Consider the following 13,982-nt stretch of genomic DNA (forward strand, 5'->3'; position numbering starts at 1 on the left):
GGTGCGGTTCAGATGTCGGTGCGGTAGCGACGGAGCTTGTCGTCGTCGATCTCGACGCCGAGCCCGGCGCCGGGGCGCAGGGCGAGCTCGCCGTTCTCGATGCGGAGCGGCTCGGTGAGCAGGTCGTCGCTCATGTCGAGGAAGTTGGACAGCTCGCCGGCGTGCAGGCTGCTGCGTTGGTGGGCGGCGCCGAACGCGACGGAGCAGATCGAGCCGAGCTGGCCGTCGATCTGGTTGCCCATGACCACCTCGAGGCCGAGCCCCTCGGCGAGGTGGAGCACCCGCTGCGAGCCGGTGAACCCGGTGCGGGCGGTCTTGATGGAGAGCGCGGTGGCCGCGCCGCCGAGGACCTCGCGGGTCACCTCGGCCGGCGTGGTCGCGGACTCGTCGGCGATGAACGGGACGTCGAGCTGCTGCACCAGCCAGCGCCGCCCGAGGACGTCGTCGGCCGGGCTGAGCTCCTCGGCGAAGGCCAGGTCGAGGTCGGCCATCTGCCGCATCGCCCGCGCGGACTCCGAGGCGGTCCAGCCGCGGTTGCCGTCGACGTACAGCACGACGTCGGGGCCCAGGCCCTCGCGCAGCGCGCGGACGACGGCCACGTCGAGGGCTGCGGGACGCCGGCCGACCTTGACCTTGAAGGTGGTGATGCCGTGGACCTCGCGCATCCGCTCGGCCTCCTCGACCATCGCGGCCGGCTGGTCGAAGCCGAGCATGTGGGAGACCCGCATCCGGTCGGTGTAGCCGCCGAGCAGCTCGGACACCGGCAGCCCGAGGGTGCGGCCGAGCGCGTCCCACACGGCCATGTCGATCGCGGCCTTCGCGGTCGGGTTGCCGACCGTTCGGCCCATCAGTGCGGCCATCTGCTCGCGGTCGGTGAGCGCGAGGCCGACGACCTGCGGCGCGAAGATGGTCTCGATCACCGCGAGGATGCCGCGCTGCGTCTCGCCGTACGTGAACGGACGCGGCGGCGCCTCGGCGACCCCGACCACCCCGTCGTCGGTGTGGACGCGGACCAGCACGTGGTCGGCCACGTGCACCTCGCCGCTCGCGAACTTCAGCGGCTTGACGTAGGGGATCCGGAAGGGGATCGCCTCGATCGCGGTGATCTTCATGGGAGTCCTCAGGGGGCGGGGAGCGGGGTCGGGGCGGCGGAGAAGAACCCGTCGCGGTCGAGTACGTCGAGCGCGCCGGCCACCAGGGCCGAGGGGTCGTCGGCCCGCCAGGCGAGGGAGAGGTCGATGGTCGTGGCATCCGCGACGTCCCGGAACACCACGCCCTGCAGCTGCATGCTGCGCACCGACTCGGGCACCAGCGCCACGCCGAGCTGGGCGGCCACGAGCGCGAGCAGCGCGGCCGTGCCGGGCGCGCGGTGGGTGATGGTGGGGGAGAAGCCCGCGCGCAGGCAGCTCGACACCATCGCCTCGTTGACCGCGGAGCGGGTGTCGGCGTACGCCACGAACTCGTCGGCGGAGACGTCGACGACCTCGAGCGCGGGCTCGGCCGCCAGCCGGTGGTCGGCGGGCAGGGCGAGCACGAGCGGCTCCTGCAGCAGACTGCGGGTCTCGATGCCGCGCTCGGCGACCGGCCCGCGCAGCACGCCGAGGTCGAGGCGGCCATCGACCAGCCGCTCGACCTGGCCGGGGGTGAGCAGGTCGGCCTGCACCTCGAGTGCGACGCCCGGCAGCGAGGCGCGGACGATCCGGGAGAGCCGGGCCAGCTGGGTGAACGCACTGGTGCCGGTGAACCCGACCCGGAGCAGGCCGCGGCTGCCCTCGGCGATGCTGCGGGTGCCGACCACGCAGGCGTCCAGGTCGCCGAGGATCCGGCGTACCTCGCGATGGAAGAACTCTCCGGCCGGCGTCAGGCTGACCTGGCGGGTGGTGCGGGCGAGGAGGAGCACGTCGAGCTCGGCCTCGAGCCGCCGCACGGCCTGGGAGAGGGCGGGCTGGGCGAGGTGGAGGCGCTCGGCGGCCTGGCCGAAGTGACAGGTCTCGGCGACGGCGTCGAAGTAGCGCAGCTGCTTGAGATCCATGGGTCACCTCCTCCGGTCGGCCGGCCCGGTGACGACGCGGGTGTGGTGGTCGTCACGCGGTCCCATCACGCTAGATCGGAGTGATCCAGAAGCACAAAGACGAATAATCAGCGCATTCATAACCTCATGTTATTAATGCGCGGACCGTTCGCGCCTGCTCAACCGAAGGCGAGCCCGAGGCCCACCGCGGTCGGCAGCAGTCCGACCAGCAGCCACGGGCTCAGTGGGGAGCGGCGGTGGATCGCGCGCCCGGCGGCCACCGCCAGGACGCCGAACGCGCCCGCGATGACGTTGAGCCCGACGCGCGCCGTCGTCGCCGACTCCGGGACCTCGAGTGCGGCGACCACCAGTCCGGCGGCGAGATGGGCGATCGTGAACACCGCCAGCGTCGACATCACCCAGCGCTGCACGTTGGTCAGCGCGTGGTCGTCGACCGGCCGGACGGGGTGGGCCGGGTCCATCAGGTGTCGGCGGCGACGGGGTGCGGCGTCCGTTCTCGTGTCGGTGGTCATCGTCAGACCTCCACCGGGGCGCCGATCAGCGAGCCGTACTCCACCCACGAGCCGTCGTAGTTGCGGACGTCGGGCAGGTCGAGCAGCTCGTGCAGCACGAACCAGGTGTGCGCGCTGCGCTCGCCCACTCGGCAGTAGACCGTGACCGGGCTGTCGTCGAGGGCGAGCCCGGCGGCGCCGTACAGGGCCCGGAGCTCGTCGTCGCCGCGGAAGCTGCCGTCCTCGGCGGCCGCCTGCGACCAGGGCACGTTGACCGCCGTCGGCACGTGGCCGGGGACCTGCGGCTGCTCCTGCGGGAACTGCGCCGGTGCGAGGATCTCGCCGCTGAACTCCGCGGGGGAGCGGACGTCGACGATCTCGCGTGCGCCGATCGCCGCGATCACGTCGTCGCGGAAGGCGCGCAGCGTCGGGTCCGCCGGACCGGCGGTGTACGTCGACTCGGCGCGGTGGGTGACGACGTCGTCGAGCGGGCGCCCCTCGAGCTCCCACTTCTTGCGGCCGCCGTCGAGCAGGCGGACGTCCGCGTGGCCGTAGAGCTTGAAGACCCAGTACGCGTAGGCCGCGAACCAGTTGTTGTCGCCGCCGTAGAGGACGACGGTGTCGGCGTTGCTGACGCCGTGGCGGCTGAGCAGCGCGGCGAAGGCGGACTGGTCGACCACGTCGCGCCGGGGGACCTGGCGCAGGTCGGTCGACCAGTCGAGGCTGGTCGAGCCCGGGACGTGGCTGGTGCCGTGGAGGGCGGCGTTCTCATCGACCTCGATCACGACGACGCCCGGGGCGCCGAGGCGCTCCTCGAGCCAGTCGCCGTCGACGAGGACATCGGTGCGGGCCATGGTGGTCTCCTGGTGAGTAGTTTGCGTGGCAATAGTTTGTACACCAACTATTGCTACGCTAACAACATGCCGGCCACCCCTGATTCCCGTCCGCGGCTCGAGAACCCGCTCGCGCTCGACCAGCAGGTCTGCTTCGCCCTGGCCATCGCGTCCCGCAATGTCATCGCGCTCTACCGACCCCTGCTCGAGCCCTTGGGCCTGACCCATCCCCAGTACCTGGTGATGCTGGCGCTGTGGGAGAGCGAGCCGCTGCGCGTCACCGAGCTCTCGCGGCTGCTCGACCTCGACCCGGGCACGCTCTCGCCGTTGCTCAAGCGGCTGGAGGCGGCCGGCTACCTGCGGCGCGAGCGCGACCCGCGCGACGAGCGGGCGCTGGCCGTGGTGCTGACCGAGCGTGGCCGGGCGCTGCGCGACGACGCCGAGGCGATCCCGCCCGCGATCGTGGAGCGGCTCGGGCTGCCCATGGGCGAGCTGCTCGACCTGCACGCCCGGCTCACCGCCGTGATCGCCGCTACCCGCTGACCCGGATCAGGTCCCGCAGCACCGCCAGGGTGCGGTGCAGGTGCGGCTCGGTCCGCGCGGCGCGGTGGGCGACGGCGAGCTCGACAGTCCGGGCCGGCCGCACGAGCGGGCGGAAGGCGACGCCGTCGAGGGTGAGGGCGCCGACCGGCTCGGGCACGACGGCCACCCCGAGGCCGCCGGCCACCAGGGTCACCAGGGTCGAGGTCTCGCCGACCTCGTGCCGGATCCGCGGGGTCAGCCCGGCGTCGGCGAACAGGCCGCGTACGACGTCGTACATCGCCGAGCGTCGGCCGGCGGAGTGCACGATCAGGTCGGACTCCGCGAGCTCGGCGACCCGGACCTGCTTGCGGGCGGCGAGCGGGTGGGAGGCGGGTACGGCGACCACGAGCCGCTCCTCGCGCAGCGGGGTCACCGCCAGGGTGGCGTCGTCGACCGGCGGGCGGAGCAGGGCGACGTCGATCGCACCGGTGCGCAGCGCCTCGACCTGGTCGGCGACCAGCATCTCGCCACGGAAGGCGAAGTCGATGCCGGGCAGCTCCTCGGCCAGCCGGCGCGAGAGGGCCGGGAGCAGGCTGTAGGTCGCCGAGCCGACGCAGCCGATGGCGAGCCGACCGACCGCGCCGGCCGCCACCCGGCGGGCCTCGTCGGCGGCGTCGTCGACCTCGGCGAGGATCGCCCGCGCCCGGCTCAGGTAGGCGGATCCGGCCGCCGTGAGGTCGACGCGGCGGGTGGTGCGCACGAACAGCTGGACGCCGACCTCGGCCTCCAGGCGGCGGATCTGCTGGGAGAGTGGCGGCTGGGCCATGTGCAGCCGCTCGGCCGCGCGGCCGAAGTGGCGTTCCTCGGCGACGGTCACGAAGTACCTCAGGTGGCGCAGCAGGTCCATATCTGTTTTCGTCTCAATCGTGTCGAATACTGATCCTTCACAATATCAACTTCGGCGCCTAGCGTCGGTGGGGTGAGCTCCTTCGTCTACGCAGCGGTCCGCACCCCGTTCGGCCGGTTCAACGGCGCCCTCGCCGGCGTCCGCGCCGACGATCTCGGCGCCGCCGCGGTCTCCTCGGTCCTCGCCCGCACCCCCGGCCTCGACCCCGCCGCGATCGGTGACGTGGTCTGGGGCAACGCCAACGGGGCGGGGGAGGACAACCGAAACGTCGGTCGGATGGCGGCGCTCCTCGCCGGACTGCCGGTCAGCGTCCCCGCGACCACCGTCAACCGGCTCTGCGGCTCGAGCCTGGACGCCGTGATGGTCGGGTCGCGCACCATCGAGACCGGCGACGCCGACATCGTCCTCACCGGCGGCGTCGAGTCGATGACCCGGGCCCCGTGGGTGCTCCCCAAGCCCGACCGCGCCTTCCCGGTCGCCGACGTCACCGCCGTCTCGACGGCCCTGGGCTGGCGCCTGGTCAACCCCCGGATGCCGAAGGAGTGGACGGTCAGCCTCGGCGAGGCCAACGAGCAGCTCCAGGAGCGGTTCGGGATCTCCCGCGAGCGCCAGGACGAGTTCGCCGCTCGCTCGCACCAGCTCGCGCACCAGGCCTGGGAGGACGGCTTCTACGACGACCTGGTCGTCCCGGTCGACGGCGTCGACCTCACCCGCGACGAAGGCATCCGGCCCGGCAGCACCCCCGCGTCGCTCGGCGGCCTCAAGCCGGTCTTCCGCAAGGACGGCACCATCACGGCCGGCAACGCGTCGCCGCTGAGCGACGGCGCCTCCGCCGTGCTGCTCGGCTCGGAGGCCGCCGCCGACCGGATCGGTACGACGCCGCTGGCCCGCGTGGCCGGCCGGGCGGCGTACGCCCTCGAGCCCCAGGCCTTCGGGTACGCGCCGGTCGAGGCGGCCAACGCCGCGCTCGCCCGGGCCGGCATCTCCTGGTCGGACGTCGGCGCGGTCGAGCTCAACGAGGCGTTCGCGGTGCAGTCGCTCGCCTGCGTGGACGCCTGGCCGATCGACCCCGAGATCGTGAACCAGCGCGGTGGCGCGATCGCCCTGGGCCACCCGCTCGGGGCTTCCGGCGGCCGGCTGGTCGGCACCCTCGCCAAGGTGCTGCGCGAGACCGGTCAGCGCTGGGGCGTCGCCGGCATCTGCATCGGCGTCGGCCAGGGCCTGGCCGTCGTGCTCGAGAACGTGGCGGCCTCCTGATGGCGCGCACCGCTCTGCTCGACACCGCTGACGAGGCGGTGGCCGGCATCGAGGACGGATCCACCGTCCTGGTGGGCGGCTTCGGCCTGGCCGGCATGCCGTTCGACCTCATCGACGCGCTGATCCGGCAGGGCGCGACGGACCTCACCATCGTGTCCAACAACGCCGGCAACGGCGAGGTCGGCTTGGCCGCGCTGCTCAAGGCCGGCCGGGTGCGCAAGGTGGTCTGCTCGTTCCCGCGCCAGGCCGACTCGTACGTCTTCGACGAGCTCTACCTGTCCGGCAAGGTCGAGCTGGAGGTCGTGCCGCAGGGCAACCTCGCCGAGCGGATGCGCGCCGCCGGAGCGGGGATCGGCGCCTTCTACAGCCCCACGGCCGTCGGCACCCCGCTCGCGGACGGCAAGGAGTCGCGGGTCATCGACGGGCGCGAGTTCCTGCTCGAGTACCCGATCAAGGGCGACTACGCGCTCATCTCCGCCCACGCCGCCGACCGGCTCGGCAACCTCGTCTACCGCAAGACCGCCCGCAACTTCGGGCCGGTCATGGCCGCCGCGGCGACCACGACGATCGTCCAGGTGTCCTCGCTCGTCGAGACCGGCGAGCTGGACCCCGAGGCCGTCGTCACCCCGTCCATCTATGTCGACCGCGTGGTCGCCGTGGAGGCCCGCCACTACACCGTGCAGGGAGCCCGCTGATGACCGTCGAGCACCTGGACCGCGGTCCGCTCACCATGGACGAGCTCGCCGAGGTGATCGCGCGCGACATCCCCGAGGGCTCCTTCGTCAACCTCGGCATCGGCCAGCCCACCAAGATCGCCGACCACCTCCCCGACGAGCTCGGCGTCATCCTGCACACCGAGAACGGCATGCTCGGCATGGGGCCGGCCGCCCACGGCGACGAGGTCGACGCCGACCTCACCAACGCCGGCAAGGTCCCGGTCACCGAGCTGCCCGGGGCGTCGTACTTCCACCACGCCGACTCCTTCGCCATGATGCGCGGCGGCCACCTCGACGTCTGCGTCCTCGGCGCCTACCAGGTCGCCGCCAACGGCGACCTCGCCAACTGGCACACCGGGCGCCCCGACGCCATCCCCGCCGTCGGCGGAGCGATGGACCTCGCCATCGGCGCCAAGGACGTCTTCGTGATGATGGGCCTGTTCGGCAAGGACGGCTCACCCAAGCTGGTCCCCGTGTGCACCTACCCGCTCACCGGCGTCGGCTGCGTCAGCCGGGTCTACACCGACCACGGGATCTTCGAGGTCGGCGGCTCCGCGGTCGTCGTCCGCGAGACGTGGGGGCTTTCCGTGGCGGAACTCGGTCGCCGGCTGGGGCTGGAGTTGGCTACAAAGGAGGGGTGAGCCCCGACGACCAGCAGGTCCTGCGCCGCTTCTTCTCCGCCGACGGGCGGCTGCTGGACCTGCCCACCCGGCACGCCAAGCGGCTGGTCGTGCTCGACCACGTGGCGCAGCGCTTCGAGCCCGGCCGGCGCTACGGCTGGCGTGAGGTCGACGCGATCCTCCAGGAGGTCCACGACGACCACGCGGCGCTGCGCCGCCACCTCGTCGACGACGGCTTCCTCACCCGCGAGAGCGATGTGTACTGGCGCAGCGGCGGCACGGTCGAGGTCTGACCCGCTTCCCGCGCCCCACGGGTCCCCGTAGCCGCCCTTGTTCCTCCCCAGGCGCCCTGTCGTCGCGCGTTCTCCACAGCCCGGCCGTCCGCGCGCCGCGCCTGACGGCCCTGTCCGGCAGGGTGTGGTCCACGACGACGAAGGGAGACGAAGGGAGGTGTCCATGACAGCTGACCGGCGCGACCCGAGCGGGGCGCGGGCGCACGCTGGCGGGTGTTCGCCGTGAGGAGGCACGATGAGACCCATGACCACCCCCACCCTCGGGCCCGGCCACACCCGGGCCGACCTCGACCGGATGCCCGACGACGGCAACCGCTACGAGCTGCTCGAGGGTGAGATCGTGATGTCGCCGGCGCCGTCGTTCGACCATCAGCGGATGTCGGGTGCCCTTCATGTCGCACTTCACCTGGCCCGCCCTGAAGGTCTCGTCGTCCTTGCCGCGCCCTTCGACGTGCAGCTCGAGGAGCTGTCGGTGGTCGAGCCGGACCTGCTGGTCGTGGAGCGGGACCGTCCCGAGCAGCGGGGGTTGACGGGCGCCCCGCTGCTCGTCGTCGAGATCCTCTCGCCGAGCAGTCGCGGACGGGACCAGGTGCGCAAGAAGCGGCTCTACCAGCGGGCCGGGGTGCCGTCGTACTGGGTGCTCGATCCCGAGGTGCCGAGCCTGACCGCCTGGGAGCTGCGCGAAGGTCGCTACGAGGTGGCCGCGCTGGTCGCGGGCGAGGAGGAGTGGACCGCGGCCGCGCCCTACGACCTCACCCTCGTCCCGGCGCGGCTGCTCGACTGATCGAGGCCGGGGAGTTCCCCAGTTCGCCCACCGCGAACGCCGGAACACCACGAACCCGGAACGCATTGGAAGGTGCATGACGAACCCGATCCAGCTTCCGGTGCTGTTCCTCTCCGATGTGGTGGTGCTCCCCGGGATGGTGGTGCGGGTCGAGCTCGACGAGCCCGCCCGAGCCGCCATCGACGCCGCCCAGATCGCCTCCCGCGAGAGCGGGGAGACCGCTCAGGTCCTGCTCGCTCCGCGCTTCGAGGACCGCTACGCGTCCTACGGCGTCGTGGCGAGCGTCGAGAAGGTCGGCCGCTTCTCCGGCGGCGAGCCGGCGGCGGTGCTCAAGGCCGGCGGGCGGGCCCGCATCGGCAGCGGCGTGACCGGTCCTGGCGCGGCCCTGTGGGTCGAGGTCGAGCCGGTCGACGGCGGCGTCGTTGACGACGAGGTGCGCGCGCTCGCGGAGGACTACCGCAAGCTGGTGGTCGGCCTGCTGCAGCGCCGCGAGGCCTGGCAGGTCGCCGACCAGGTGACCCGGATCGACGACCCGGCGACGCTGGCGGACACGGCCGGCTACGCGCCGTACCTCTCCGACGACCGCAAGCGCCAGCTCCTGGAGACCCCCGAGGTCGGCGAGCGCCTGCGCCTGCTCGTGGAGTGGACCCGGGACTTCGTGGCGGAGTCCGAGGTCAGCGACAAGATCGACGCCGACGTGCGCGAGTCGCTGGAGAAGAACCAGCGCGAGTTCCTGCTGCGCCAGCAGCTCGCCGCGATCCGCAAGGAGCTCGGCGAGGGCGACCCCGAGGGGGGCGACGACTACCGCGCCCGGGTCGAGGCGGCCGACGTGCCCGACGGCGTCCGCGAGGCGCTGCTGCGCGAGGTCGACAAGCTGGAGCGGTCCAGCGACCAGAACCCCGAGGCGGGCTGGATCCGGACCTGGCTCGACGCCGTGCTCGACCTGCCGTGGAGCGTCACGACCGAGGACGACACCGATGTCGTCGCCGCGCGCGCCGTCCTCGACGCCGACCACCACGGCCTCGACGAGGTGAAGGACCGGATCACCGAGTACCTCGCGGTCCGGGCCCGCCGCGCCGAGCGCGGACTCGAGGTCGTCGGCGGCCGGGGTTCGGGCGCCGTCGTCCTGCTGGCGGGACCTCCGGGCGTCGGCAAGACCTCGCTCGGCGAGTCGGTCGCCCGTGCCCTGGGCCGCAAGTTCGTCCGGGTCGCCCTCGGCGGCGTGCGCGACGAGGCGGAGATCCGCGGCCACCGCCGCACGTACGTCGGTGCGCTGCCCGGCCGCGTCGTGCGGGCCATCAAGGAGGCCGGCTCGATGAACCCGGTCGTGCTGCTCGACGAGGTCGACAAGGTCGGCTCCGACTACCGGGGCGACCCGGCGGCCGCGCTGCTCGAGGTCTTGGACCCCGCGCAGAACCACACCTTCCGCGACCACTACCTCGAGCTCGACCTGGACCTGTCCGACGTGCTGTTCATCGCGACGGCCAACGACATCGGCTCGATCCCGGCCGCGCTGCTGGACCGGATGGAGCTGGTCTCGATCGACGGCTACACCGAGGAGGACAAGGTCGCGATCGCCCGTGACTTCCTCGTCCCGCGCCAGCTCGAGCGCGCGGCGCTGAGTCCCGACGAGGTGAGCATCAGCGACGAGGCGCTGCGCGAGATCGCGGCCAACTACACCCGCGAGGCGGGTGTACGCCAGGTCGAGCGGCTGCTCGCCAAGGCCTTCCGCAAGGCCACGGCGCGGCTGGCCGCCGGCTCGGTGACGCGGGTCGACATCGACGTCGCGTCGCTGGTCGACCTGATCGGCCGGCCGCGGTTCACTCCCGACGTCGAGGAGCGCACGTCGGTCCCCGGCGTGGCGACCGGCCTCGCGGTGACCGGGATGGGTGGCGACGTGCTCTACGTCGAGACCTCGGTCGCCGCCGGCGAGACCGGGCTGACCGTGACCGGCCAGCTCGGCGACGTGATGAAGGAGTCGGCGCGGATCGCCCTGTCGTGGGTGCGCTCGCACGCCGACGAGCTCGGCATCCCGGCCAGTGCCTTCGAGCGGTCGATCCACGTGCACTTCCCGGCGGGCGCCGTGCCCAAGGACGGCCCGTCCGCCGGTGTCACCATGGTGACCGCTCTGGTGTCGCTGCTGACCGGTCGCCCGGTCCGCTCCGACATCGCGATGACCGGCGAGGTCACCCTGTCGGGACGGGTGCTGCCGATCGGCGGGGTGAAGCAGAAGCTGCTCGCCGCGCAGCGGGCCGGCGTGACCGAGGTGTTCATCCCCGAGCGCAACCGGCCCGACCTCGACGACGTCCCGGCCGAGATCCTCGACGCGCTGACCGTCACGCCGGTCGGTGCGGTCACCGAGATCCTGGAGCGGGCGCTGGTGGTCGCCGACGCGGGGGTCGTCGCGGCCTGACGGCGACTTCTCCACAGGCTGGAGGTCCATGCTCGGCGGATCGGCGTTCTGCGTCGATGATCGTCGGCATGGACCTTCAGTCATCTCGGGAAGCCGGCGCCTCGTCCCCCAATCAGCTCGTGAGTACCGAGCTGCTGGTGGTGCTCTACGCGGCCTGCCCTGGCCGACCACGCGCCGTCGTGACCTGGGCCAGAGGAAGCGGATCTACGAGCGGAGCGGGGTGGCCGCCTACGGGGTCGTCGACGTCGAGTCCGACGAGATCGCCTTGACCGCGCGGGAGCTGCGCGACGGCGCCTACGTCGCCGTCGCCGCGATCGCCGGCGACGAGGAGTGGACGGCGACGGTCCCCTTCGAGGTCACCGTCGTGCCGTCCCGGCTGATCCGCCGAGACGTCGCGGGGGAGGTCGGATCAGACGGGGTCACGGGCGTCGAGGAGCTCGTCCCAGTTCGCCTCGGTCCAGCGGCACCAGGACTCGAGCTGTCCCGCGAGGCTCCGGCCGAGCGGCGTCAGCGCGTAGTCGACCGAGCGGCCCTCGGCGCGGCGGCTCACGAAGCCGTCCCGCTCGAGGCGCCGCAGCGAGGTCGTGAGCACCTTCGCGCTGGCCCGGATCGGGACCCGCAGCTCGGAGAACCGGCGCGGGCCGTCCTCGAGGCAGCGGATCACCAGCGGCGCCCACTTGTCGCCCATCCGGAGCGGGACGAGGGTCGACGGGCAGATCTCGTCGAACATGTCGGCTCGCAGCGGCGTCATGGATCCCACTCTAGGTATCCGGGCGGTAACCACACCCGGACCTAGCGTCGCCGTCATGACCGCAACCCCTGCGCAGGACCCGACCAGCAAGAGCATCCTCGTCATCGGCGCCGCCGGCCGCGCCGGACGGACGGCGGTCGCGGAGGCCCGCCGTCGCGGACACCGGGTCACCGCCGTCGTGCGCGACCCGGCGGCGTACGACGCCCCGCGCGGCGTGGAGGTACGCACCGGCGATGTCACCGACCCGGCATCGGTCCGGGCCCTGGCCGCCGGCAAGGACGCCGTGATCGCCGGCGTCTTCGACCAGTCCCGGGACCCGGCTGAGTTCCTGCCGGCCGCGACCCGGGCCCTTCTCGCCGGGGCCCCCGACGCCCGCCTGGTGTGGGTCGGCCTCGCCTCGCTCCTGCCCGACGTCGGCGGGACACCGGTGATGGACCGCGCGGGCTATCCGCAGGCGTACCGCTCCTTCTTCCTCACCCACCTCGCCGCGCTCGACGTGCTCCGGGCCTCCGCCGCCGACTGGGTCGCGGTGAGCCCGAGCGGCGACTTCGACCACACCGGCTCGCCGGTCGGTGGGTACGCCGTCGCGCCGGGCGATGCGGCCGCCCTCATCACCTATGCCGACCACGCGATCGCGCTCGTCGACGAGGCCGTCGCCCCGACGGCGAGCGGGGTGCACCTGGGCGTGGTCGCTCAGGCGCCGGCGAGGTCCTCCGCGTCGATGATCCGGTAGGCGTAGCCCTGCTCGGCCAGGAAGCGCTGCCGGTTCTGCGCGAACTCGGCGTCGACGGTGTCGCGGGCCACGACCGTGTAGAAGTGCGCGACCTTCCGCTCGCCGCCGGGACCCGGGGGACCCGGCCGGAGCAGCCGGCCCAGCCGCTGCGCCTCCTCCTGGCGTGACCCGAAGGACCCCGAGACCTGGATGGCGACCTCGGCGGTCGGCAGGTCGATCGAGAAGTTCGCGACCTTCGACACGACCAGCAGCCCGATCTCGCCCGACCGGAAGGCGTCGAAGAGCCGCTGCCGCTCCTTGACCGTCGTCTGTCCGGTGATGATCGGCGCGTCCAGGGCCTCGCCCAGCTCGGCGAGCTGCTCGAGGTACTGACCGATGACGAGCGTGGGCTGCCCGGCGTGCCGGGTCACCAGGTCCCGGACCACGCCCAGCTTCTCGGGCGTGCACGCGGCCAGCCGGTAGCGCTCCTCGGGGTCCGCCGTCGCGTACGACATCCGTGACGCCTCCGGCAGCGAGACCCGGACCTCGATGCAGTCGGCGGGCGCGATCCAGCCCTGGGCCTCGATGTCCTTCCACGGGGCGTCGTACCGCTTGGGCCCGATCAGCGAGAACACGTCGCCCTCGCGGCCGTCCTCGCGGACCAGGGTCGCGGTCAGCCCGATCCGGCGCCGGGCCTGCAGGTCGGCGGTCATCCGGAAGATCGGCGCCGGGAGGAGGTGCACCTCGTCGTAGACGATCAGGCCCCAGTCGCGCGCGTCGAACAGCTCGAGGTGGGGGTAGACGCCCTTCCGCTTGGTGGTGATGACCTGGTACGTCGCGATGGTGACCGGCCGGATCTCCTTGACGGTGCCGGAGTACTCGCCGATCTCGTCCTCGGTCAGCGAGGTACGCCGGACCAGCTCGTCCTTCCACTGCCGGGCGCTCACGGTGTTGGTGACGAGGATCAGCGTGGTCGCCTGCGCGTGCGCCATCGCGGCCGCGCCGACCAGCGTCTTGCCGGCCCCGCAGGGCAGCACGACGACACCGGACCCGCCGTGCCAGAACGACTCGGCCGCGTCGCGCTGGTAGTCGCGCAGCGTCCAGTCGTCCTCGGCCAGTGCGATGGCGTGGGCCTCGCCGTCGACATAGCCGGCGTAGTCCTCGGCCGGCCAGCCCAGCTTGAGCAGCGCCTGCTTGAGGTTGCCGCGCTCGGAGGGGTGCACCGCCACGGTGTCGTCGTCGAGGCGCGCGCCGAGCATGCCGGCGACCTTCTTGGCGCGCAGCACCTCCTCGAGCACCGGCCGGTCGCTGGAGGCCAGCACCAGCCCGTGGACGGGGTGCTTCTCGAGCCGGAGCCGGCCGTAGCGCGCCATCGTCTCGGCGACGTCGACCAGCAGCGCGTGGGGAACCGGGTAGCGCGACCAGGTCAGCAGCGTGTCGACCACCTGCTCGGCGTCGTGACCGGCGGCGCGGGCGTTCCACAGGCCCAGCGGGGTCAGCCGGTAGGTGTGGATGTGCTCCGGCGAGCGCTCCAGCTCGGCGAACGGCGCGATGGCCTTGCGGCACTCCGCGGCCTGGGGGTGGTCGACCTCCAGCAGCAGGGACTTGTCCGACTGCACGATGAGGGGTCCGTCTGTCACCGCACGAGTTT

15 protein-coding genes are annotated in these 13,982 nt (G+C 72.7%); 8 read left to right on the forward strand and 7 right to left on the reverse strand.

The annotated features are described in order from the left end of the window. Positions 1 to 8: 8 nt before the first annotated feature. The 4 genes from JOD66_RS19080 to JOD66_RS19095 form a co-directional block, all read right to left on the reverse strand. Entirely contained in the window at positions 9 to 1,112 is a 1,104-nt protein-coding gene (locus JOD66_RS19080; RefSeq protein ID WP_204838400.1) for a mandelate racemase/muconate lactonizing enzyme family protein, read from the reverse strand. Between the two features lie 8 nt (positions 1,113 to 1,120). Further along, entirely contained in the window at positions 1,121 to 2,032 is a 912-nt protein-coding gene (locus tag JOD66_RS19085; RefSeq protein WP_204838401.1) for a LysR family transcriptional regulator, read from the reverse strand. A 158-nt stretch (positions 2,033 to 2,190) separates the two neighbouring features. After that, the gene (locus JOD66_RS19090; protein WP_204838402.1) at positions 2,191 to 2,544 is read right to left on the reverse strand and encodes a hypothetical protein; all 354 of its coding nucleotides are present in this window, start codon (positions 2,542 to 2,544) and stop codon (positions 2,191 to 2,193) included. A 2-nt stretch (positions 2,545 to 2,546) separates the two neighbouring features. Continuing rightward, the gene (locus JOD66_RS19095; RefSeq protein WP_204838403.1) at positions 2,547 to 3,377 is read right to left on the reverse strand and encodes a sulfurtransferase; all 831 of its coding nucleotides are present in this window, start codon (positions 3,375 to 3,377) and stop codon (positions 2,547 to 2,549) included. A 66-nt stretch (positions 3,378 to 3,443) separates the two neighbouring features. Between JOD66_RS19095 and JOD66_RS19100 the strand changes: the two genes are divergently transcribed. Beyond that, complete coding sequence (locus JOD66_RS19100; protein WP_204838404.1) at positions 3,444 to 3,899, forward strand: MarR family winged helix-turn-helix transcriptional regulator; 456 nt, start codon at positions 3,444 to 3,446, stop codon at positions 3,897 to 3,899. Here JOD66_RS19100 and JOD66_RS19105 read toward each other — a convergent pair. After that, positions 3,889 to 4,785: a LysR substrate-binding domain-containing protein gene (locus tag JOD66_RS19105; RefSeq protein WP_204838405.1), complete on the reverse strand. Its 897-nt coding sequence runs from the start codon at positions 4,783 to 4,785 to the stop codon at positions 3,889 to 3,891. The two genes, JOD66_RS19100 and JOD66_RS19105, sit on opposite strands and share 11 nt — an antisense overlap. A 72-nt stretch (positions 4,786 to 4,857) precedes the next feature. Here JOD66_RS19105 and JOD66_RS19110 point away from each other — a divergent pair, with 72 nt between their 5' ends. From JOD66_RS19110 to lon, 6 genes are all read left to right on the forward strand, one after another. Further along, positions 4,858 to 6,042, forward strand: coding sequence for a thiolase family protein (locus tag JOD66_RS19110; RefSeq protein ID WP_204838406.1), 1,185 nt, complete (start codon positions 4,858 to 4,860; stop codon positions 6,040 to 6,042). Next, complete coding sequence (locus JOD66_RS19115; RefSeq protein WP_204838407.1) at positions 6,042 to 6,737, forward strand: 3-oxoacid CoA-transferase subunit A; 696 nt, start codon at positions 6,042 to 6,044, stop codon at positions 6,735 to 6,737. The genes JOD66_RS19110 and JOD66_RS19115 overlap by 1 nt, the downstream gene beginning before the upstream one ends. Then, complete coding sequence (locus tag JOD66_RS19120) at positions 6,737 to 7,399, forward strand: 3-oxoacid CoA-transferase subunit B (RefSeq protein ID WP_204838408.1); 663 nt, start codon at positions 6,737 to 6,739, stop codon at positions 7,397 to 7,399. Before JOD66_RS19115 ends, JOD66_RS19120 begins: the two co-directional genes overlap by 1 nt. Continuing rightward, positions 7,396 to 7,671, forward strand: coding sequence for a DUF2087 domain-containing protein (locus tag JOD66_RS19125; RefSeq protein ID WP_204838409.1), 276 nt, complete (start codon positions 7,396 to 7,398; stop codon positions 7,669 to 7,671). Before JOD66_RS19120 ends, JOD66_RS19125 begins: the two co-directional genes overlap by 4 nt. 244 nt (positions 7,672 to 7,915) lie before the next feature. Further along, positions 7,916 to 8,455, forward strand: a complete 540-nt coding sequence (locus tag JOD66_RS19130) for a Uma2 family endonuclease (protein ID WP_239545339.1) — start codon at positions 7,916 to 7,918, stop codon at positions 8,453 to 8,455. A gap of 76 nt (positions 8,456 to 8,531) precedes the next feature. Continuing rightward, on the forward strand, positions 8,532 to 10,868 hold the full coding sequence (lon, locus tag JOD66_RS19135) for an endopeptidase La (protein WP_204838411.1): 2,337 nt from the start codon (positions 8,532 to 8,534) through the stop codon (positions 10,866 to 10,868). Positions 10,869 to 11,277: 409 nt separating this feature from the next. Here lon and JOD66_RS19145 read toward each other — a convergent pair whose 3' ends face one another. Continuing rightward, positions 11,278 to 11,619: a winged helix-turn-helix transcriptional regulator gene (locus JOD66_RS19145; protein ID WP_204838412.1), complete on the reverse strand. Its 342-nt coding sequence runs from the start codon at positions 11,617 to 11,619 to the stop codon at positions 11,278 to 11,280. Positions 11,620 to 11,674: 55 nt separating this feature from the next. On the opposite strand from JOD66_RS19145, the gene JOD66_RS19150 reads away from it, so the two are divergent. Next, the gene (locus JOD66_RS19150; protein ID WP_204838413.1) at positions 11,675 to 12,352 is read left to right on the forward strand and encodes an NAD(P)-dependent oxidoreductase; all 678 of its coding nucleotides are present in this window, start codon (positions 11,675 to 11,677) and stop codon (positions 12,350 to 12,352) included. Here JOD66_RS19150 and JOD66_RS19155 read toward each other — a convergent pair. After that, positions 12,313 to 13,971, reverse strand: coding sequence for a DNA repair helicase XPB (locus JOD66_RS19155; RefSeq protein WP_204838414.1), 1,659 nt, complete (start codon positions 13,969 to 13,971; stop codon positions 12,313 to 12,315). The two genes, JOD66_RS19150 and JOD66_RS19155, sit on opposite strands and share 40 nt — an antisense overlap. Positions 13,972 to 13,982: the final 11 nt, after the last annotated feature.

The sequence above is a fragment of the Nocardioides nitrophenolicus genome (genome assembly GCF_016907515.1).
Classification (GTDB): domain Bacteria; phylum Actinomycetota; class Actinomycetes; order Propionibacteriales; family Nocardioidaceae; genus Nocardioides; species Nocardioides nitrophenolicus.